Genomic DNA, 18,153 nt, shown 5'->3' with positions numbered 1-18,153 from the left:
ATCCTCAGCCCACGCCTGCGGTTCCCGATCCCGATGCTGTCCACCCTCAACGCCCCGCAACGCGAGGCGGCGAAATATCTTGATGGCCCCTGTCTTGTGCTGGCCGGCGCCGGCTCGGGCAAGACGCGCGTGATCACGGCCAAGATCGCGCATCTGGTGCTGACCTGTGGCATGAGCGCCGAGAACATCGCCGCGATCACCTTCACCAACAAAGCGGCGAAGGAAATGCAGGAACGTGTCGGCCATCTGCTCAGCGGCAGCGCGTCGAAGGGGCTCACGGTTTGCACCTTCCACGCACTGGGTGTGCGGATCGTGCGGCAAGAAGCCAAACTCGCGGGCCTCAAGCCGCAGTTCTCGATTCTCGACTCGTCCGACACCCACCAGATCGTTGCCGACATCGCGTCGAATGCCGACAAGGCGATGCTCAAATCGATCCACTGGACGATTTCGGGCTGGAAGAACGCGCTCATCACGCCGCAAGACGCAGAAAAACTGGCCGATAGCGAAATCACCGCTGCCGCCGCAAAGGTTTATCCGGCCTACGAGAAGACCCTGCGCGCCTACCAAGCGGTGGACTTCGATGACCTGATCGCGCTGCCGGTGCGGCTGTTCGACGAGCATCCGGAAGCCCGCGAGCGCTGGCAGAACAAGCTGCGTTACCTGCTGGTCGACGAGTATCAGGACACCAACCGCGCGCAGTACAAGCTGCTGCGCCAGATCGCCGGCGTGCGTGGCGCCTTCACCGCGGTGGGCGACGACGACCAGGCGATCTACGCCTGGCGCGGTGCGGACGTGGAAAACCTCAACCAGCTCGCGCGCGACTACCCCAACCTGCGGGTGATCAAGCTCGAGCAGAACTACCGCTCCACCAACCGCATCCTCACCGCCGCGAACACCTTGATCGCCAACAACGAGAAGATGTTCGACAAGCGCCTGTGGTCGGAACACGGCATCGGCGACCCGATCCACATCGTTGCCACCCGCGATGCGGAGAACGAGGCCGAAGTGGTGATCAAGCGCATGCAGGCGCACAAGTTCGAATGCCGTACGCACTGGCGCGACTACGCGATCCTGTACCGCGGCAATCACCAGGCACGCCTGATCGAGCAGACCCTGCGCAACTTCAAGGTGCCCTACGTCATCTCAGGCGGGCAGAGCTTCTTCGACCGCGCCGAGATCAAGGACATCACCAGCTACCTGCGCTTGCTGCTGAACCCGGACGACGATCTGGCCTTCATCCGCTCGATGACCACGCCGCGCCGCGGCATCGGGCCGGCCACGCTGGAAGCGCTTGGCAACTACGCCGGCAAGCGCCATGTCGGCCTGTTCTCCGCAGCCTTCGAGGAAGGCGCCGAGCAGCATGTGCCGCACCGCCAGCTCGAAGCGGTGCGCGAGTTCGGCAACTTCATCAACAAGATCGAATACCGCGCCAAGCGCGAGCCTGCCAAGCAAGTGCTCGACGACCTGATCCGCGCAATCGGCTACGAGGCCTGGCTCTACGAGCACTGCGAACAGCGCGAGGCGGAAACCAAGTGGAGCAACGTCTCGGACTTCGTGGGTTGGCTCGGCCGCAAGGGCGAAGAAGACAAGAAGAACCTGCTCGAACTGACGCAGACGATCGCGCTGATCTCGATGCTAGACAAGGAAGACGAGGACTTCGACGGCGTCCAGCTCGCGACCCTGCATGCAAGCAAGGGCCTCGAGTGGCCGCATGTCTTCCTGATCGGCGTCGAGGAAGGCCTGCTGCCACACCAGAGCAGCGTGGACGAAGAAAAGGTCGAAGAAGAGCGGCGCCTGATGTACGTCGGCGTCACCCGCGCCCAACGCAGTCTCACCATCACTTACTGCGAACGGCGCAAGGCAGCCGGCGAGTGGCACACGGTGGAGCCCTCACGCTTCATTGAAGAGCTGGGCGCCGAGAGCGTGAAGCGGCCGGACAAGAACGCCGTTGTATCGAAGGAAGACGCCAAAGCCAAACTGGCCAATCTGCGCGCGATGCTGGGGCGAAGCTGATCGCGCGCCTGGCGGCCTGACGAAACACACCGCATGCGCTACGCTGAACAGATCCACCGAGCCCACGGAACCACCATGCGCTACTTCACTCTGCTGCTAGCCCTCTGCCTCAGTCCGGCCGCCCTTGCGCAGCGCTATGTCGAAGTGAAATGCCCCCCGGCGTTCGACACCTCGCTGAAACTCAGCGGCGGCTACGCCAGCTTCGCGCCCGCCTCGGCCGCTGCAGGCAGTGCCGAAGTACCGACCACCCCCGCGGCGCTGGCCGGGGCCGAGGTGTATGTCGGCGCCCCCACCCAGACTCCGCAGCTTCAGGAAGAGCAAGGCAGCAAGGGCAGTCAGCGGATGATGTGGTACCTGCCGGGCCCGAAGATCATCGCCTGCCGTTACGAAGGCACCGAGCGGCGGATCTACCGCATGATCTATCCGCCCGCCAATGAATGTACGGCGCTGCGCACGCCGCCGGCCGGCAAACCGCTGATCGTGAGTTGCCGCACGCGGTAATCGCTCGCAGCGCGGCGCGATTACCGGGCTAACCGCCCGACAGCGCCGCCACGATCATCACTTCCTCGCCAGCGCCCACCGGCGCCTCAATGCCGGCCGCCGCCGCGCTGCCAACGAAGATGCGGATATGGCGACGGATGCCCTCCTGTTCATCGATCAAGCGATGCCGCACGCCGGGCCAGCGCGCATCGAGCCTGGCGAGCACATCGGCCAGCGTTGCGGGCGCTGCGCAGTCGACCTGAACGTCGGCCAGTCCGCCACTGTACTGGTGGAGGTGGGTTGGCAGGCGCACGCGCACCATCACGCAAAGCGCTCCGCTTCAAGCGCATAGATCTCAGGCAAATGCCGCGCGATGCAGCGCCAGTTGTCGCCCTCATCGTTACTCGCCCAAACCTCGCCGCCGGTGGTGCCGAAATAGACGCCGGCCGACTGCTCGCGATCGACCGTGAGCGCCTGGCGCAGCACGGTGAACCAAGCCTGCTCGGTGGGCAGGCCCGCACGGCACAGCTGCCAGCTGTCGCCACCATCGCGCGAGCGCATCACGCAGGGCTTGCCCTCGGGCGACACTCGCGGCCACACGCTGCCGGCATCCATCGGGATGGTCCAGATCGTGTCGGGTTGGTGCGCATGTATCACGATGCCAAAGCCGATATCGCGGCGCACGCCGTCCTGCGGCAGATTTGCGCCGATATCGACCCAGCGGCCGTCGGCCTCGTCGCGCCGGAACAGGCCGCAGTGGTTCTGCTGGTAGAGCCGACCAGGGCGCGCCGGGTGCATGCGCACACAGTGCGGGTCCTGCCCGAACACGGGATAGGGGTCGGGATAGAACTCGGCCCGCACGCCCTGGTTGATGGGCGCCCAGTCGGCGCCGCCCGCGCGCGATTCGAAGGTGCCACCGCTCGACATCGAAACGAACAGGTGCGCGGGGTCGCGCGGGTCGACCAACACCGAGTGCAGCTTGCCGCCGTCCGGCGTCTGGTCCTTGTCGTCACCGCACCAGGCGCGCCGATCGGGGTGCTCGTTGAAGCCCTCAACCGCCGCCCAGTTGGCGCCGCCATCGCGCGACACGAAGAGGCCCTGCGGGCTGGTGCCGGCGTACCAGGTGCCGGGCTCGCTGGCATGGCCGGGGGTGAGCCAGAACACATGATCGACGACCCGCCCGCCTTCCGCTTTTGGGAAGGCCGGTGGTGTCACGGCCTCCTGCCAGCTCGCCCCGCCATCGATGGAGCGAAAGACGGTCGGCCCCAGGTGGCCGGTGCGTGCCGCGACCACCAGGGTGCAGCCATCGCGCGGGTCGAGCCGCGCATGGTGGATCACATTGCCGAGAAAGTGCGGGCCTTCGAGCTGCCAGTCGGTGCGCGCAGCGTTGCCCCGCAGAATCCAGAGGCCCTTGCGGGTTGCAATCAAAAGGGCGGTGTCGGCCATGGCACAGCTCCTCACTCGATGCGGGTCACCATGACCTGATCGATCTTGAAATTGTCGATATCGACCGCCTCGAAGCGGTGGCCGGCAAACTCGAAACCTTCGGCGCGTTTGGGAATGCGCTTCATCATGTACATCATGAAACCTGCGGCGGTGTCGTAGCCCTCTTCCCCCGGCGCGTACTCAACGTCGATCAGGCCCTTTACGTCTCCGATCGGCGTCATGCCGTCGACCAGCCACGAACCCGGGCCGCGCTGCACGATCTGCTGGTCGTACTGCGGCACAACGATGTGGTCCATCAGGCAATGCACCAGATCGTCCAGCGTCACGGTGCCGACCACCAGTGCGTATTCGTTGACCACCACCGCAAAGTCGTTGCGGGCGTCCTTGAAGCGTTCAAGCATGTCGGCGAGGTTCAGCGCGTCGGGCACCACCAGCGGTTTGCGCAGCTCGAGGTGGCTGAGCGCCGCCGGCAGGTTGTCGATGTCGCCCGCGGCGAGCACCGGCATCAGGTCGCGCAGTTCGAGGAAGCCGATCACATCGTCGATGCGCTCGCGGCACACCAGGAAATCCTCGGCGTGGCCGGTCATCAGTTTCTCGCGCAGCGTGGCAGCATCTTCCGTGACATCAAGGAAGACCACGCTATCGCGTGGCGTCATCGCGGCAGCGACCGGGCGTTCGCCAAACCCCAGCACGTTGCCGATCAGCTGATGCTCGTTGCCTTGCAGGGCGCCGGAATCGGCCCCGGCGTCGACCATTGCCACGATGTCGTCCGTGGTGACGCGGTCCTCGCGCGAAGCGGGCAAACCGGTCAGGCGAAAGAACAGGTTGGCAATGCCATTGAACACCAGCACCAAGGGTGCCATCAGCAGGGTCAGCACGCGCATCGGGCCGACGATCCGGATCGCCCAGAGTTCGGGCTGCGCCATGGCGATGCGTTTCGGAATCAGGTCGGCAAACTGGATGAAGAGCGCCGTGATGGTGACGAAGGAGAGCAGGAAACCCACGGTTTCGGACGACTCCGCGCCAAGGCCGGCAAGCTGCACAAGCCGGGTGAAGGTGGGCGAAAGCGCCCCTTCGCCTACGATGCCGCCGAGGATTGCCACCGTGTTCAGCCCCACCTGAACAACCGTGAAGAAATGGCCGGGCTGCTCCTGCAGTCCGATGACCAGGGCGGCGCGCGCCTCACCGCTATCGGCCAGGGCCTGCAGTTTGATCCGCCGCGCGCTGGCCAGCGAGATTTCCGAGATCGAGATGAACGCGCTGAACACGATCAGGCCCAGCACGATCAGCAGTTGCAGCGACACTGACATCCAATCCCCCCACCTGTAGTTGTCCGCCCTGCGGACTATAGGTGATGACGCCGCGCACCGCGAGCACCGCCCGGAAACAACAAGGGCGGGCCACTTGGCGACCCGCCCCCCAACACACGATGCAGGCCCGTTCAGTCGCGGCCGTGCATGAGTTTCTTGAGCATGGGCGTGAGCGCCAGCAAGACCAGACCCGCACCGATCGACGAACCAACGAGGAACCAGTACAGGGGGATGCCGGAGTCCTGCAGCATATGCTCAAGGATCCCGGACAGATAGTTGGCGACGGCCGAACTGAGCAGCCAGACCCCCATCAGCAAACCGCCAAAGCGAGCAGGCGCGAGCTTGGAGACCATCGACAGGCCCACCGGCGAGAGCATCAACTCGCCAATCGTGTGCAGGAAGTAAACGATGAAGAGCCAGTGCGGCCCGACCGTGCCGAATTCTTCCGCACGGCCTTGGGCGATGGCCAGCACGATGAAGCCCAGGCCCAGCACGATCATGCCCAGCGCCTGCTTGGCTGTCACCGGCAAGGCGAAGCGCGAGCGATCCAGCCGCGTCCACATCACCGAGAAGACCGGCGCCAGCAGCACAATCACCAAGGGGTTGATCGACTGAAACCAGGAGGCCGGAATCTCGAATCCGAACGCATGGCGATCGGTCTGCTGGTCGGCGAACAGGTTCATCGTGCCGCCGGCCTGCTCGAAACCCATCCAGAAAAAGATGACGAAGAAGACCACGATGCAGATCGCGAGCACGGCATCGCGGTCTTCCCGCGTGAGCGGTTTGGCATGCGGGTCTTTGGCGCCAAACTGCGTTGGCACCCACAAAGCGAGGCCGATCACCGCAAACCCCAGCGCCAGTTTGCCCAACAAGGGCAACGGCGCGACAAAGCCGGACACCATCGACCAGACGCCCATCACGAGGTAGACGAAGGGCACGCTGGCTGCGGTGATCGTCAGAATCGTCGTCCAGTCGCGGCGATCGATGGTGGTTTGCCCCGGCCGCAAGCCCGCATCGCCGAGCAAATGCTGCCAGCGAAGCAGCACGAACACGCCGATGGCCATGCCGACACCTGCAGAACCGAAGCCCCAGTGCCAGCCCACCTTTTCACCGAGCGTGCCGGCGATCAGGGGTGAGAAGAAGGCGCCGAGGTTGATGCCCATGTAGAAGATCGTGTAGCCGCCATCGCGACGCGGGTCGTGCTCGCGGTAGAGCTTGCCCACCATTGACGAGGTGTTCGGCTTGAAAAACCCGTTGCCCAGGATCAGGAGGCCCAGCGCCAGGTGCAGCAGCGGCTCGAAGGCCATCGCGAAGTGCCCCAGCATCATGATCAGGCCGCCGATCACCGCGCCCTGGCGCATGCCAAGGTATTTGTCGGCAAGGTAGCCGCCCAGCAGCGGCGTCAGGTACACCAGCCCGGTGTAGATACCGTAGAGCTCCAGTGCATCCTTGCGCTCATAGTGCAGGGCGTTGACCAGGTACAGCACGAGCAGAGCCCGCATACCGTAGTAGGAGAAGCGCTCCCACATTTCGGTGAAGAAGATGACCTTGAGACCGGGAGGATGGCGTTCGAACTCGTCGGCGTCGGGGACAGCCGGATGCAGATGGGAAGACATGGGTTCTTTTCTATTTTGGTTGGGCCGGGTAGGCCGAAAAGAAAGCGGCGCACCGGTAGGTGCGCCGCGATTGTCGCATTCTCACCGCAGGGGCGCAGCCCCTGGCAGCCTGCGCGAATCAGTGGCTATGGCAGCCGCCACTGCCGTCGCAAGTGTGCGCAGCGTCGCCTTCATGGCTGTGGCAATGCTCGCCGTCCTCGTCATGATCGTGATTCTTGCAGGCGTGCGAGCCCCCGCAGGGTGAGGCGATCGGGGCCTGATCGATATCCGCCATCGTCAAACCGTTCTTGAGCATTGCAGCCAGCGCAGCATCCATGCTTGCGGCATGGTGGCGGAACCACACCGGCAACTCGGCGGCCAGACGGCGCGCCAGCCCGAAATCACCCTTGTCGAGCTCACTGCGCACCGCCCGCATCACCGCGAGCACACGCTCGTGTTCGTTGCGATGGCAAGCCGGAAAGCCGATCGATTCGGCCCAGGCGTTTTCCTGGTCGAAATGGGCGATGCAGTGTTCGATCAGGGCGTCGAGGCTCGGAGCCAGTTCGGCATCGGCGGCCAGGCACATGGCATTGACTGCGACAGCAAAGTCTTCATGCGTGGCATCCATCTCGGCGTGGCCGAACTGGAGTTCAGGGGTCAGTTCAAATGCGGCCATGGCGGCCTCCTGCAACAAAAGCGGCGAAGTCTACGTGAAGCGGGGCCCCCGCGTGGTGACCCCCATCAAGCAAAAAGGGGGCGCAAAGCGCCCCCAAGGCATCCGGGAGGAGACCCGGAAGACCGACTACAACCCTGTTTTCAGCGCTCGTTGGAGCCCGACATCACGTCAACCCACACGGCCAGCAGCAGGATGCTGCCCTTGACGATCATCTGCCAGAAGGTCTCGACACCCAGCATCGACATGCCGTTATCCAGACTCGTCATGATCAGTGCGCCGATCAGCGCGCCGGAGATCGTGCCGGAACCGCCGCGCATCGAAGTACCGCCGATGAAGCAGGATGCGATTGCGTCGAGTTCGCCCATATTGCCGGCCGAAGGCGACCCGGAGGCCAGCCGCGCGGTGGTGGTCAGACCCGCGAAGGCGCACATCAGGCCCATGATGCCGAAGATCGCCATCTTCACGAACTGCACATTCACACCGGACAGGCGGGTTGCTTCGAGGTTGGAACCGATCGCGTAGATGCGGCGACCGAACACGGTGCTGTTAGCCATGAAGCTGAAGACACCGGCGATCACCAGCACCACCAGTACCGGCACCGGCACGCCCTGGTAAGACTCCAGCGTGTGGACAAAGCCGAAGATCAGCGCACCGGTCAGTGCGAGCTTCATGCCGTCCTGCCACATTGGGTCAACCGTCAGGTTGTATTTGGCGCGGTTGGCACGGGTGCGCAGCATGATGAATGCGAGCAGGCCGAACAGGATCAGCGCAAGCAAGTAGCCGATCTTCGCCGGCAGGTAGGCCTGGCCGATGGCGATGAGGCCCTCGGACTCAACTGGCACGGTGCTGCCCTCGGTGATCCCGACCAAGATGCCGCGGAAAGCCAGCATGCCCGCCAGACCAACGATGAAGGACGGCACACGCAGGTAAGACACCCAGTAACCGTTGAGCAGGCCGACCAGCACGCCGGCAAAGCAGACGATCGCCACGGTGCCCGCAACCGGCACCTTGTAGGTGGCATCAAGCACGGCCGCAAGGCCGCCGAGCAAGCCCAGCAGCGAGCCGACCGAAAGATCGATTTCGCCCGCGATGATGACGAACACCATGCCGCACGCAAGCATGCCGGTGATGGCCATCTGGCGCATCAGGTTGGAAAAGTTGCGCGAGGTAAGGAAGGCGGAGCCTTCGTCGGTCATTGTCATGTAACCGAAGAAAGTCCAGATAAAGACGATCGCCAAGCCCAGCGCGAGTACTTTGTACTGCGAGAAGAGCTTCTTGATGCTTTTGGCAGCGGAACTCATTTGGTGTGCCTCTAGTTTTTTATAGTGATCTTGGAAATCAGGCGGCGAGCGGATGGTCACTCTGGCCGAGTGCAGCGGTAAGCACTTGCTCCTGGGTCAGGCCCTGGTTGACGAAATCGCCACGCAGCTTGCCCTCACCCATCACCAGCACGCGATCGCTGATGCCCAGCACTTCCGGCAGTTCGGAGCTGATCATGATGATCGACAGCCCCTGCTTGACCAGCTCGAACATGAGTTTGTAGATCTCGTACTTCGCGCCCACATCCACGCCGCGGGTCGGCTCGTCGAGGATCAACACCTTCGGGCTCGGCAGCAGCATCTTCGAGACCACCGCCTTCTGCTGGTTGCCGCCCGAGAGGCCGCGGATCTGCAGCAGCGGCGTCGCGGTCTTGATACGCATCCGCGCGATCGACTGCTGGATCGTGTGCATTTCCGCTTCGGCATCGATGCTGCCGTGCTTTGCATAGTTGGGCAGCGTCGAAATCGTGATGTTGTGACCCACGCCCATCAGCGGCACGATGCCATGACGTTTGCGATCTTCCGGCACCATGCAGATGCCTTGCTCGACCGCATCCTTGGGGGTCTTCACCTGGATCGTCTTGCCTTCGAGCGTCATTTCAAGCGAATGGTGGCCGGCGTAACAGCCGAAGATCGCCATCGCCAGCTCGGTCCGGCCTGCGCCAACCAAGCCGGCCACGCCGAGGATCTCGCCCTTGCGCAGCTGGAAGGAAACATCGTCCACCCGCTTGCGCTGCGGGTTGTTCACGTCGTAGCAGGTGACATGCTTGGCCTCGAAGACCACCTCGCCAATCGGGTGCTCTTCGCGCGGGAACAGGTTCTTGATCTCGCGGCCAACCATCATCGTGATGATCTCGTTGGTATCCATGCCCGACATCGGGCGGGTGCCCACATGCGTGCCGTCACGGATCACGGAAATCGTGTCGCACACCTCGGCGATCTCGTCGAGCTTGTGGCTGATCATCACGCAGGCGACGCCCTTCTTCTTCAGATCCTTGATGATGTTCAGCAGGATCTGGGTTTCGGACTTGGTCAGCGAGGAAGTCGGTTCGTCGAGGATCAGCAGCTTGGCCTTCTTGTTGAGGGCCTTGGCGATCTCGATCAGTTGCTGGTGACCGCCGCCGTAGTGCATCACCGGCAGCGCCACGTTGATATCGGGCATCTTCAGCTCATGCATCAGGGCTTCTGCGCGCTGGTACATCGCCGAGTAATTCATGCGGCCGCCCGGTAGCGTGATCTCGTTACCCATGAAGATGTTCTCGGCAACCGACAGCTGCGGCACGAGCATCAATTCCTGGTGAATGATCACGATGCCGGCATCTTCGGTTTCGCGGATCGTGCGGGCCTTGAGTTCCTTGCCTTCCCAGAAGATCTGGCCGTCCCAGGTTCCGTGGGGATAAACCGCCGAGAGCACCTTCATCAGCGTTGATTTGCCGGCACCATTCTCACCGCAGAGCCCGACACACTCGCCGGCGCGAACCTGCAGACTGATACCGTCGAGCGCCTTGACGCCGCTGAATTCTTTGACGATGCCTCGCATGTCCAGGAGGTATTCGGACATGGTTGTTCCTTATCTGGTTTGAGTGCGGCGAGAGGCGCCCCGAACGGACTTGGGCGCCCCTGCCGGGGCCAGCCCGGTTCGGATGAACCGGGCCGGGTCTGGCGGATTACAGGCCGAGTTGCTTCTTGGTGTAGAAGTTGTCGGTCACGAGCTGATCGATGTTGGCCTTGGTGATGACCGTCGGGGTCAGCAGGACCGAGTCAATCTTCTTGGCGGTGCCGTTATCGATTGCATTGTTGAATGCAACCTTCTCACCCTTGGCCAGTTGCACCGACAGCTTTGCAGCTTCCGAAGCAATCAGCTTGAGCGGCTTGTAGACCGTACCGGTTTGCGTGCCAGCGATGACGCGCTTGCAAGCAGCCAGATCGGCGTCCTGGCCCGAGATTGCGACCTTGCCAGCAAGGTTCTGTGCAGCCAGGGCCTGGATTGCGCCACCAGCGGTACCGTCGTTCGAAGCGACGATTGCATCGATCTTGTTCTTGTTGGCAGTCAGTGCGTTCTCAACGATCGACAGCGCTTCAGACGGGTTCCATTCCTTCACCCACTGCTGGCCGACGATCTTGATGTCGCCCTTGTCGACGTACGGCTTGAGGACCTTCATCTGGCCTTCGCGCAGCAGCTTGGCGTTGTTGTCGGTCGGCGAGCCGCCGAGCAGGTAGTAGTTGCCCTTCGGCTGGGCCTTCACGACCATTTCGGCCTGCAGCTGGCCAACGCGCTCGTTGTCGAAGGAAATGTAGGCGTCGACGTCGGCGTTCAGGATCAGGCGGTCATACGACACGACCTTGATGCCGGCCTTCTTTGCTTCCTTGATCACGTTCGTCAGCACCTTCGAGTTGAAGGGAACGATCACGATCACGTCAACCTTCTGAGCGATCAGGTTCTCGATCTGCGAGATCTGGCGCTGCTCGTTGGCATCGGCCGACTGCACGCTGACGGTTGCACCCAGGGTCTTGGCGGCTTCAACGAAGTAATCGCGGTCGCGGGCCCAGCGCTCAACGCGCAGGTCATCGATCGAGAAGCCAATCTTCGGGTTCGCCTTATCGGCAAATGCAGGGGCTGCCATCAGGGCAACACCGGCAGTGAAGGCAGTCAGCAGGGCACGACGCATCGGGCTTGATTTCATTGAAGTCTCCTTTGTAGTGGCTCTTGCGGGCTTGGTGCCCGCCATCTCTTCTTGTCCGCTCGCTAAGCAAGCAGGGGCGAAGCTCTTGAACTGGGACACCGCATTAGGGTTGTCCCTGATTGGGGTGAACCCTAATCCAAAGTTTGAGTGTTGCCAATGGGGTTATCAAAATATTTTTTGATTTAACGCCAAAACGAGCAACTTGTATCAAGCGAGGAAATCAGAAACCCCGCTGCAACCCAGTCGGACAGGCGCACATGCGCCGCACGCCACAGCGGGCGCGATGCGAAAAAGGGACGCATAGCAGAGGACGCCGGGGGCGCGCGGCGCACCGGCAATCAGCGGACCGCGCCGCCGAATGGAGGAAGGCTTACTTGCGCGCTTCGGCGCGCGACTTCAGTGCGGTGTTCATGGCTTCAAAGCCCGGCCGTGCCTCACGATCAAGGCGCATCCTCAGCAGGGGCACCAGCAGCCCGGTGAAGCACTGGCTATGGACCAAACGGGTACTGCCATCCGAACGCTGCACCAGCTTGAAGCGTTGCTCGCCGTCGAGCAGGCCGGCGGCCAGCAGACGGCCTTGCCAGCGCAGTTCGCGCGGCGCCTGCGACGCCAGCACCCGCGGCCAGAAGCTGCGCAGCGTTTTGGAAGAGGCCGTCACAATCGATACATTGAGCGAACGCCCGGCAATCGGTTCGCCCCGCACTTCGCGGATGAAGGGGTTCCACTCGGGGTAGGACGAGAAATCCGTGAGGATTGACCAGACCTGGTTCGGCGATGCCTGAATATCAATCGTAGTGCGCAATTCATGCATCGGGGCCAGCCACGCCAGTCGGCTGACCGGCAGAGTGTTTGAAGAGCCCGAAGTCTAACAGCGACGTGCCCACGCTGGCAGCCCTGACAAGGCGCCACCTGGTTGACGCACTTTGGCGCGCCGAACGCTCAGCTGCGATCACAATCGCCGCGCAGGTCGGCGTCAAACCAGTCGGCGCAGGCTCGGCGTTCGGCTACCCGGTGCAAGATCAGGCGCTTGTGCGCATCGTCCGCGCCTGACCATGCGCTGATCTCCTCGATGGTGCGCTGGCAGCCCTCGCAGTAGCCATTGCGGGGATCGATCCGGCACAGGCCGATACAGGGCGAAGCTGGCGCCTGGCCACTCACCGGCACGCGCGTGGCCCGCCAATCGCTACACACCCTGGCCTCATGTCTTGATCCTCACTCGCCGGCCTGCCGCAGGCGCCGCGCCAGCGCGGCCCGCGCTACCCGGCTCGCCGGCGCGCGGCCAAGGGCATCCGAAATGAAGGCCGCGGTATCCACCAACGCATCAAGCGATACGCCGGTCTCGATACCGAGCCCGTTGAGCATGTAGACCACGTCTTCGGTCGCGACGTTCCCACTCGCCCCCGGCGAGTAAGGGCAGCCGCCAAGGCCGGCCACCGAGCTGTCGAAGGTGGCGATGCCGTACCCCAGGCTGGTGAGGATGTTCGGCAGCGCCTGCCCCCAGGTGTCGTGGAAATGGCCGGCGAGCTTGTCGGCCGGAATCCGTGCGCAGAGCGAATCGAACAAGCGCGCGGTGGAGCCGGGCGTGCCGACGCCGATGGTGTCTCCCAGGCTCACTTCGTAGCAGTCGATCGCCAGCAAGCGTTCGCTCACTGCAAGCACCCGATCCAGCGCAATATCGCCCTCGAACGGGCAGCCGAGCACGCAGGAAACGTAGCCCCGCACGGCAACGCCGGCGTCGCGTGCTGCCGCCATGATCGGCGCGAAGCGCGCAAAGCTCTCGTCGATGCTGCAGTTGGTGTTCTTCTCGCAGAAGGTCTCCGACGCGGCGGTAAAGATCGCCACCTCTTTGGCGCCGGCCGCGAGCGCCGCCTCAAAGCCTTTGAGGTTGGGTGTCAGCACCGGGTAACGCAGGCCCGTGCGCAGCGGCAGGCCGGCCATCACCGCCGCGGCATCGGCCATCTGCGGCACCCACTTCGGCGAGACAAACGCGGTCGCCTCGATCACGCTCAGGCCCGCGTTGGCGAGACCTTCGATTAAGCCCAGTTTGATCGCGGTCGAAACCGGCGACTTCTCGTTCTGCAAGCCGTCGCGCGGGCCGACTTCAACGATGCGAACCCGCTCGGGGAAAGCCTTGGTGCTCATGCGTAGCCCTTCATCGTGTCGAACCGCGCTTCAGATCCAGCCCTTGAGCCGCAGCAGGCCCAATGCGGCAACCGTCGTCGCATCCTTGATCTCACCCTTGGTGATCATCGCGTCCACCGTGCCGAGCGGGAAGGCGCGCGCGATCAGATCTTCCTCTTCGGCGTCGCGCTGCTCACCGACGTGGCTCAGTCCGCTCGCCAGAAACACGTGGTAGCCCTGATTGCAAAAGCCGTAGGCAAGATACAGATGGCCGGCATTGCGGATCGAACTGGCGACCAGGCCGGTCTCCTCGCGCAGCTCGCCGGCGGCCAGCCGTTCGGGTGCTGCGTCGGGGGAGTCTTCCCACGCACCTTGCGGCAGCTCCCAGAAACGCCCAGCCACCGGGTATCGGTACTGCTGCACGAGATAGATCATGCCGTTCTCGATCGGCGCGATCACCACGAAGTCGGGCTTCTCGACCACGCCGTAGATGCCTTCGGCGCCGCTCGGGCGGCGGATACGGTCTTCGCGCACACGCAACCAGCGGTTCCGATACACCACCTCGGAAGCGAGGCATTCAATCTCTGCACTCATCGATTCGTGCTCCATCCGCAAAGCGCCATTCTGCTTGCAAAGGCAGACTCAGTAGCCCCGCGCCCGATCCACCCGTCCGCTCACGGATTGTCCGGCCTCGATCTGCGCGATCTTCACGGCCACCTGCCGCGCGGTCAGCGGGATTTGCGTGCGGGCAGCGATGTGCGGCGTCACCGTCACGCGCGGATGCCGCAGATAGACATGCCCGGCCGGCAAGGGTTCTTCGCGAAAAACATCGAGCAAGGCCGCGCCCAGGTGTCCGCTGTCGAGCGCAGCGATGAGGTCGGCGTCGACAATCAGACTGCCGCGCCCGGCGTTCAGCACCAGCGCGCCCGGGGCGAGCCGGGCAAAGCGCGCGGCATCCAGCAGATCCGTCGTATCCGGCGTATGCGGCAGCACGCACACCAGCGCATCGAGCCCGTCGAGGAAGCGGTCGAGCGTGGCACGCCCGGCATGGCACTCGACGCCAGCGATATCGCGCGGCGTGCGGCTCCAGCCACGTAGCGCAAAGCCCAGCGGAGCGAGCGCTGCGAGCACGGCCTGCCCCATCACCCCGAGCCCCATCACACCGACGCGCGCATCGGTGGCGGGCGGGCTGCGCCACGCGCCCCAGTCGCCACCGGCCCCAGCGGCCGCTGCCAGCGTGTCGAAGTTGCGCAAGTGGCGCAGCACACCCCACACCGCGTAGCCCGCCATCTGCGGCGCCATGCCGGCGTCTTCAAGCCGGATGATCGGCAAGTCACGCGGCATGTCTGAAGCAAGCAGGTGTTCGACGCCCGCCCCCATCGAAAACACCACTTCAAGCGTCGGGTGCGAGGCGAAGAAGCCGGCCGGCGGTGCCCACGCCAGTGCGTAGCGACAAGGCGGCGCCGTGTCCGCATCATGCACCCGGATCGGCGCCCCACAGGCATCAAACCCGGCCTGCCACTCGGCCGCGGCGTAGCCGCCCACCACCACCAGATCCAGCATCACGCAGTCTCCCAATCGAATACCAAGGCCCGCTCGATCACCGGCTGGCTCTGCGCCACAAAGGCCGTGTGCGCCTGGTGTACCAGGTAAGCATCGCGGGCCTGCGCCGTCGCGAAACTGAGCAGAAAGGCCTGATCAAAGCCGTGCGCCAGCCCCTCTGGACTGACATTGGCGCCATCCTCAAACGCCAGAACCTCGGCAATCGCCGCCGGCAATGCGCGGAAGGCGCCGATCACCGCCGCCTGCTCAGCAGCGCCCGCGTCGGCGCGGAAACGGACCAGCACCAGGTGGCGGATCATGCGGGCGCGACCTCGAAATCGAGCAGTTCGGCGCCATCGCTGACCTGATCGCCGACACCAAAACGGAAGGCCTTCACCGTGCCCGCCGCGGGGGCGGCAATCGTGTGCTCCATCTTCATGGCTTCGAGCACCAGCAAGGGCGCGCCACGTTCAACCGGCGCACCAGGCGTCGCAAGCAGGGCAACCACCTTGCCCGGCATCGGCGCCGCCAGCCCGCCACCGGCTTCGCGCCCCTGCGCACGGCGTACCAGCGGATCGACCGCCGCCAGCACCCAGCAACGGCCGTGCAGGAACACATGGCGCCGCTCGCGCGCCACCACCACGGTGGCGTTAAGGCGGCTACCGTCGAACACCGCGCGCAACTCGTCGCGCGGCCCCAACTCGCCGCAGGCCTGCACACTGCGGCCGCCGCATTCGAGCCGATAGCCCCCCGCCTCGTAGGTCACCAACACCCGCTCTTCGCGGTCGTCGTGGCGATACACCAGCACGCGCCGCGCCGCACCAGTCAGCCGCCAGCCGTCACGCGCCGCCCAAAGCGAATGCGCGTCGCGCCCCTCATGGCGTTCGCGCAGCAAACGTGCCAATGCCGCAAGCAGAAACACCTCGATCGGCGCCTCACTCGATGCCGGGAACAGGTAGTCGCGCTCGCGTTCGATCAGCCCGGTATCGAGCGCCGCCGCGGTGAAGGCCGGGCAAGCCACCAGGCGCGAAAGGAACTCGACGTTGTTACCAACCCCGACGATGCGGTAGCTGCCAAGCGATTGCAGCATTCGCGCGAGTGCGCGCTCGCGGGTTTCATCCCACACGATCAGCTTGGCGATCATCGGGTCGTAATGCGGCGTGATCGCGTCGCCCTCTTCAATACCGCTGTCGATGCGCACGTGCACGCCCTCGGCCGGCGTCTGCAGATGGCTCAGCGTGCCGGTGGCCGGCAGGAATCCGCGCGACGGATCTTCGGCGTACACCCGCGCCTCGATCGCGTGGCCACGCAAGCTGATCTGTTCCTGCGCCAGCGGCAGGGGCTCATCGGCCGCAACGCGCAACTGCCACTCAACCAGATCGAGCCCGGTAATCATCTCGGTGACCGGATGCTCGACCTGCAGGCGGGTGTTCATCTCCATGAAGTAGAAGCGCCCGTCCGGCTCACAGATGAACTCGACCGTGCCGGCACCCACGTAGCCAATCGCACGCGCCGCTTCCACCGCCGCGGCGCCCATCGCGGCGCGGCGCTCCGGCGTCATGCCCGGCGCAGGCGCTTCCTCCAGCACTTTCTGGTGACGACGCTGCACCGAGCAATCGCGCTCGAACAGATGCACCACGTTGCCGAAACGATCTGCGAACACCTGCACTTCGATATGGCGCGGCTGTTGCAAGTAGCGCTCAACCAGCACGCGCTCATCGCCAAACGAGGCCGCCGATTCGCGCTTGCACGAGGCGAGCGCCGCCGAGAAATCGTCGGCCTGCGTGACGATGCGGATACCCTTGCCACCACCGCCCGCGCTCGCCTTGATCAGCACCGGGAAGCCAATCGCCGCCGCCTTGGCAGCCAGCAGGTTCGGGTCCTGCACCTCACCGTGGTAACCCGGCACCAGCGGCACGCCAGCCTTCTCCATCAGCGCCTTGGCGGCCGACTTCGAACCCATCGCACGGATCGCCGCCGCGGGTGGGCCGATGAACACCAAACCCGCCGCCGCACACGCCTCGGCAAAGTCCGCGTTCTCGGAAAGAAAGCCGTAACCCGGATGCACCGCCTGCGCGCCGCTGCGCAGCGCCGCATCCAGGATCGCGGTGATCGACAGGTAGGACTCACGCGCGGGCGCCGGGCCGATCCGCAGGGCTTCGTCCGCCATGCGAACATGACGTGCCGAGGCATCGGCATCGGAATACACCGCCACCGTGCGGATACCGAGGCGGCGCGCGGTGCGAATCACGCGGCAGGCGATCTCGCCACGGTTGGCGATCAGGATCTTGTCGAACATTCATCTCCCCCGATGAAGGTTTTGGACGCGCCGCTGGGGCGGCGTTCTGGTGTGGGTTAGGTTGCGACGGCAGATCCCCCGATCTGCCGGGCGCCGGCTGCTTGAATGGTTCGCCATACAAGCCGCACGAGGCACAGACATGAGCACCGATGTGGCCCAATGGCCTGACTCCGTTTTGCTGTCTGAAGCTTGCGACTCGCCTGATTCAATAAGCACGCCCGTGCCGCTGAAGCCGGGTCCCGCCCCGGCGGGCGTGTTACTTCTTTTGCTTCGCCAAAAGAAGTAACCAAGAAAAAGCGACCCGGCGTTCGCGGTCAGGCGCTGCGCACCTGACTCCCCTGCACTGCTCGCGAAGTCGGGCGGCTGCGGAACTCGCGCCGGGCTACGCCCGCCGCTCAGACAGTCCTCGCCGTCGTCGCTACGCGCCGATCCCCCGACCCCGCTGCGCTGCTCGGCGCTCTCGACGGGACCCAAAAGCAAAAACGTCGCTGTTTCATTGCGCGTTGTGCATTCGTAGCCTGGATGCAGCGCAGCGGCATCAGGGGCGGCGGGAGAGTCCGAGGCAAGTGCACCTCCCGAACTCCGGCCTTTGGCTTGCGTCCGGGTTACCGGAGATCTGCAACGGTTGAGCGTCGACGCTTTTCCATTCCCCTCTGAAACGCCGAGCA

At 64.2% G+C, this 18,153-nt stretch carries 17 protein-coding genes; 2 read left to right on the top strand and 15 right to left on the bottom strand.

Features of this window, described 5'->3' with window-relative positions:
* Window positions 1–33: 33 nt before the first annotated feature.
* The gene (locus OPU71_RS04450) at window positions 34–2,013 is read left to right on the top strand and encodes a UvrD-helicase domain-containing protein (protein WP_267725386.1); all 1,980 of its coding nucleotides are present in this window, start codon (window positions 34–36) and stop codon (window positions 2,011–2,013) included.
* 75 nt (window positions 2,014–2,088) lie between these two features.
* Window positions 2,089–2,514: an STY0301 family protein gene (locus tag OPU71_RS04445; protein WP_267725384.1), complete on the top strand. Its 426-nt coding sequence runs from the start codon at window positions 2,089–2,091 to the stop codon at window positions 2,512–2,514.
* Window positions 2,515–2,542: 28 nt separating this feature from the next.
* Here the strand turns inward: OPU71_RS04445 and OPU71_RS04440 are convergent, their stop codons facing one another.
* From OPU71_RS04440 to OPU71_RS04370, 15 genes are all read right to left on the bottom strand, one after another.
* Complete coding sequence (locus tag OPU71_RS04440) at window positions 2,543–2,818, bottom strand: MoaD/ThiS family protein (protein ID WP_267725382.1); 276 nt, start codon at window positions 2,816–2,818, stop codon at window positions 2,543–2,545.
* On the bottom strand, window positions 2,815–3,939 hold the full coding sequence (locus tag OPU71_RS04435) for a WD40/YVTN/BNR-like repeat-containing protein (RefSeq protein ID WP_267725379.1): 1,125 nt from the start codon (window positions 3,937–3,939) through the stop codon (window positions 2,815–2,817). The genes OPU71_RS04440 and OPU71_RS04435 overlap by 4 nt, the downstream gene beginning before the upstream one ends.
* A gap of 11 nt (window positions 3,940–3,950) precedes the next feature.
* On the bottom strand, window positions 3,951–5,249 hold the full coding sequence (locus OPU71_RS04430) for a hemolysin family protein (RefSeq protein WP_267725377.1): 1,299 nt from the start codon (window positions 5,247–5,249) through the stop codon (window positions 3,951–3,953).
* Between the two features lie 131 nt (window positions 5,250–5,380).
* On the bottom strand, window positions 5,381–6,865 hold the full coding sequence (locus OPU71_RS04425; protein ID WP_267725375.1) for a peptide MFS transporter: 1,485 nt from the start codon (window positions 6,863–6,865) through the stop codon (window positions 5,381–5,383).
* A 118-nt stretch (window positions 6,866–6,983) separates the two neighbouring features.
* Window positions 6,984–7,520 carry a hemerythrin domain-containing protein gene (locus tag OPU71_RS04420; protein WP_267725373.1) on the bottom strand — a complete coding sequence of 179 codons (537 nt, stop codon included), beginning with the start codon at window positions 7,518–7,520 and terminating at the stop codon, window positions 6,984–6,986.
* 140 nt (window positions 7,521–7,660) lie between these two features.
* Entirely contained in the window at window positions 7,661–8,821 is a 1,161-nt protein-coding gene (locus OPU71_RS04415; RefSeq protein WP_267725372.1) for a sugar ABC transporter permease, read from the bottom strand.
* Window positions 8,822–8,858: 37 nt separating this feature from the next.
* On the bottom strand, window positions 8,859–10,400 hold the full coding sequence (locus tag OPU71_RS04410) for a xylose ABC transporter ATP-binding protein (RefSeq protein WP_267725371.1): 1,542 nt from the start codon (window positions 10,398–10,400) through the stop codon (window positions 8,859–8,861).
* Between the two features lie 106 nt (window positions 10,401–10,506).
* The gene (gene xylF / locus OPU71_RS04405) at window positions 10,507–11,523 is read right to left on the bottom strand and encodes a D-xylose ABC transporter substrate-binding protein (protein ID WP_267725370.1); all 1,017 of its coding nucleotides are present in this window, start codon (window positions 11,521–11,523) and stop codon (window positions 10,507–10,509) included.
* A gap of 370 nt (window positions 11,524–11,893) precedes the next feature.
* Window positions 11,894–12,325, bottom strand: a complete 432-nt coding sequence (locus tag OPU71_RS04400) for an SRPBCC domain-containing protein (RefSeq protein ID WP_267725369.1) — start codon at window positions 12,323–12,325, stop codon at window positions 11,894–11,896.
* Between the two features lie 137 nt (window positions 12,326–12,462).
* Window positions 12,463–12,714 carry a DUF1289 domain-containing protein gene (locus OPU71_RS04395; RefSeq protein WP_324256032.1) on the bottom strand — a complete coding sequence of 84 codons (252 nt, stop codon included), beginning with the start codon at window positions 12,712–12,714 and terminating at the stop codon, window positions 12,463–12,465.
* A 21-nt stretch (window positions 12,715–12,735) separates the two neighbouring features.
* Entirely contained in the window at window positions 12,736–13,665 is a 930-nt protein-coding gene (locus tag OPU71_RS04390) for a hydroxymethylglutaryl-CoA lyase (RefSeq protein WP_267725368.1), read from the bottom strand.
* 30 nt (window positions 13,666–13,695) lie between these two features.
* The gene (locus OPU71_RS04385) at window positions 13,696–14,238 is read right to left on the bottom strand and encodes an NUDIX domain-containing protein (RefSeq protein WP_267725367.1); all 543 of its coding nucleotides are present in this window, start codon (window positions 14,236–14,238) and stop codon (window positions 13,696–13,698) included.
* A gap of 48 nt (window positions 14,239–14,286) precedes the next feature.
* Window positions 14,287–15,207: a 2-hydroxyacid dehydrogenase gene (locus tag OPU71_RS04380; RefSeq protein WP_267726003.1), complete on the bottom strand. Its 921-nt coding sequence runs from the start codon at window positions 15,205–15,207 to the stop codon at window positions 14,287–14,289.
* Window positions 15,207–15,506 (bottom strand): Dabb family protein, encoded by a 300-nt coding sequence (locus OPU71_RS04375; protein ID WP_267725366.1) that lies wholly within the window; start codon window positions 15,504–15,506, stop codon window positions 15,207–15,209. Before OPU71_RS04375 ends, OPU71_RS04380 begins: the two co-directional genes overlap by 1 nt.
* The gene (locus OPU71_RS04370) at window positions 15,503–17,485 is read right to left on the bottom strand and encodes an acetyl/propionyl/methylcrotonyl-CoA carboxylase subunit alpha (RefSeq protein ID WP_267725365.1); all 1,983 of its coding nucleotides are present in this window, start codon (window positions 17,483–17,485) and stop codon (window positions 15,503–15,505) included. Before OPU71_RS04370 ends, OPU71_RS04375 begins: the two co-directional genes overlap by 4 nt.
* Window positions 17,486–18,153 lie beyond the last annotated feature (668 nt).

It is taken from the genome of Niveibacterium sp. 24ML, from assembly GCF_026586805.1.
Taxonomy (GTDB): Bacteria; Pseudomonadota; Gammaproteobacteria; order Burkholderiales; family Rhodocyclaceae; genus Niveibacterium.
Note: the sequence above shows the minus strand (reverse complement) of the source record. Positions and strands in the feature narration are given on the sequence as shown.

Coding starts and splice junctions, on each gene's coding strand:
- OPU71_RS04375 (WP_267725366.1), bottom strand. CDS start 15,506: ATGATCCGCCACCTGGTGCTGGTCCGTTTCCGCGCCGACGCGGGCGCT.
- OPU71_RS04390 (WP_267725368.1), bottom strand. CDS start 13,665: ATGAGCACCAAGGCTTTCCCCGAGCGGGTTCGCATCGTTGAAGTCGGC.
- OPU71_RS04370 (WP_267725365.1), bottom strand. CDS start 17,485: ATGTTCGACAAGATCCTGATCGCCAACCGTGGCGAGATCGCCTGCCGC.
- OPU71_RS04410 (WP_267725371.1), bottom strand. CDS start 10,400: ATGTCCGAATACCTCCTGGACATGCGAGGCATCGTCAAAGAATTCAGC.
- xylF (WP_267725370.1), bottom strand. CDS start 11,523: ATGAAATCAAGCCCGATGCGTCGTGCCCTGCTGACTGCCTTCACTGCC.
- OPU71_RS04425 (WP_267725375.1), bottom strand. CDS start 6,865: ATGTCTTCCCATCTGCATCCGGCTGTCCCCGACGCCGACGAGTTCGAA.
- OPU71_RS04385 (WP_267725367.1), bottom strand. CDS start 14,238: ATGAGTGCAGAGATTGAATGCCTCGCTTCCGAGGTGGTGTATCGGAAC.
- OPU71_RS04380 (WP_267726003.1), bottom strand. CDS start 15,207: ATGCTGGATCTGGTGGTGGTGGGCGGCTACGCCGCGGCCGAGTGGCAG.
- OPU71_RS04420 (WP_267725373.1), bottom strand. CDS start 7,520: ATGGCCGCATTTGAACTGACCCCTGAACTCCAGTTCGGCCACGCCGAG.
- OPU71_RS04445 (WP_267725384.1), top strand. CDS start 2,089: ATGCGCTACTTCACTCTGCTGCTAGCCCTCTGCCTCAGTCCGGCCGCC.
- OPU71_RS04415 (WP_267725372.1), bottom strand. CDS start 8,821: ATGAGTTCCGCTGCCAAAAGCATCAAGAAGCTCTTCTCGCAGTACAAA.
- OPU71_RS04430 (WP_267725377.1), bottom strand. CDS start 5,249: ATGTCAGTGTCGCTGCAACTGCTGATCGTGCTGGGCCTGATCGTGTTC.
- OPU71_RS04450 (WP_267725386.1), top strand. CDS start 34: ATGCTGTCCACCCTCAACGCCCCGCAACGCGAGGCGGCGAAATATCTT.
- OPU71_RS04435 (WP_267725379.1), bottom strand. CDS start 3,939: ATGGCCGACACCGCCCTTTTGATTGCAACCCGCAAGGGCCTCTGGATT.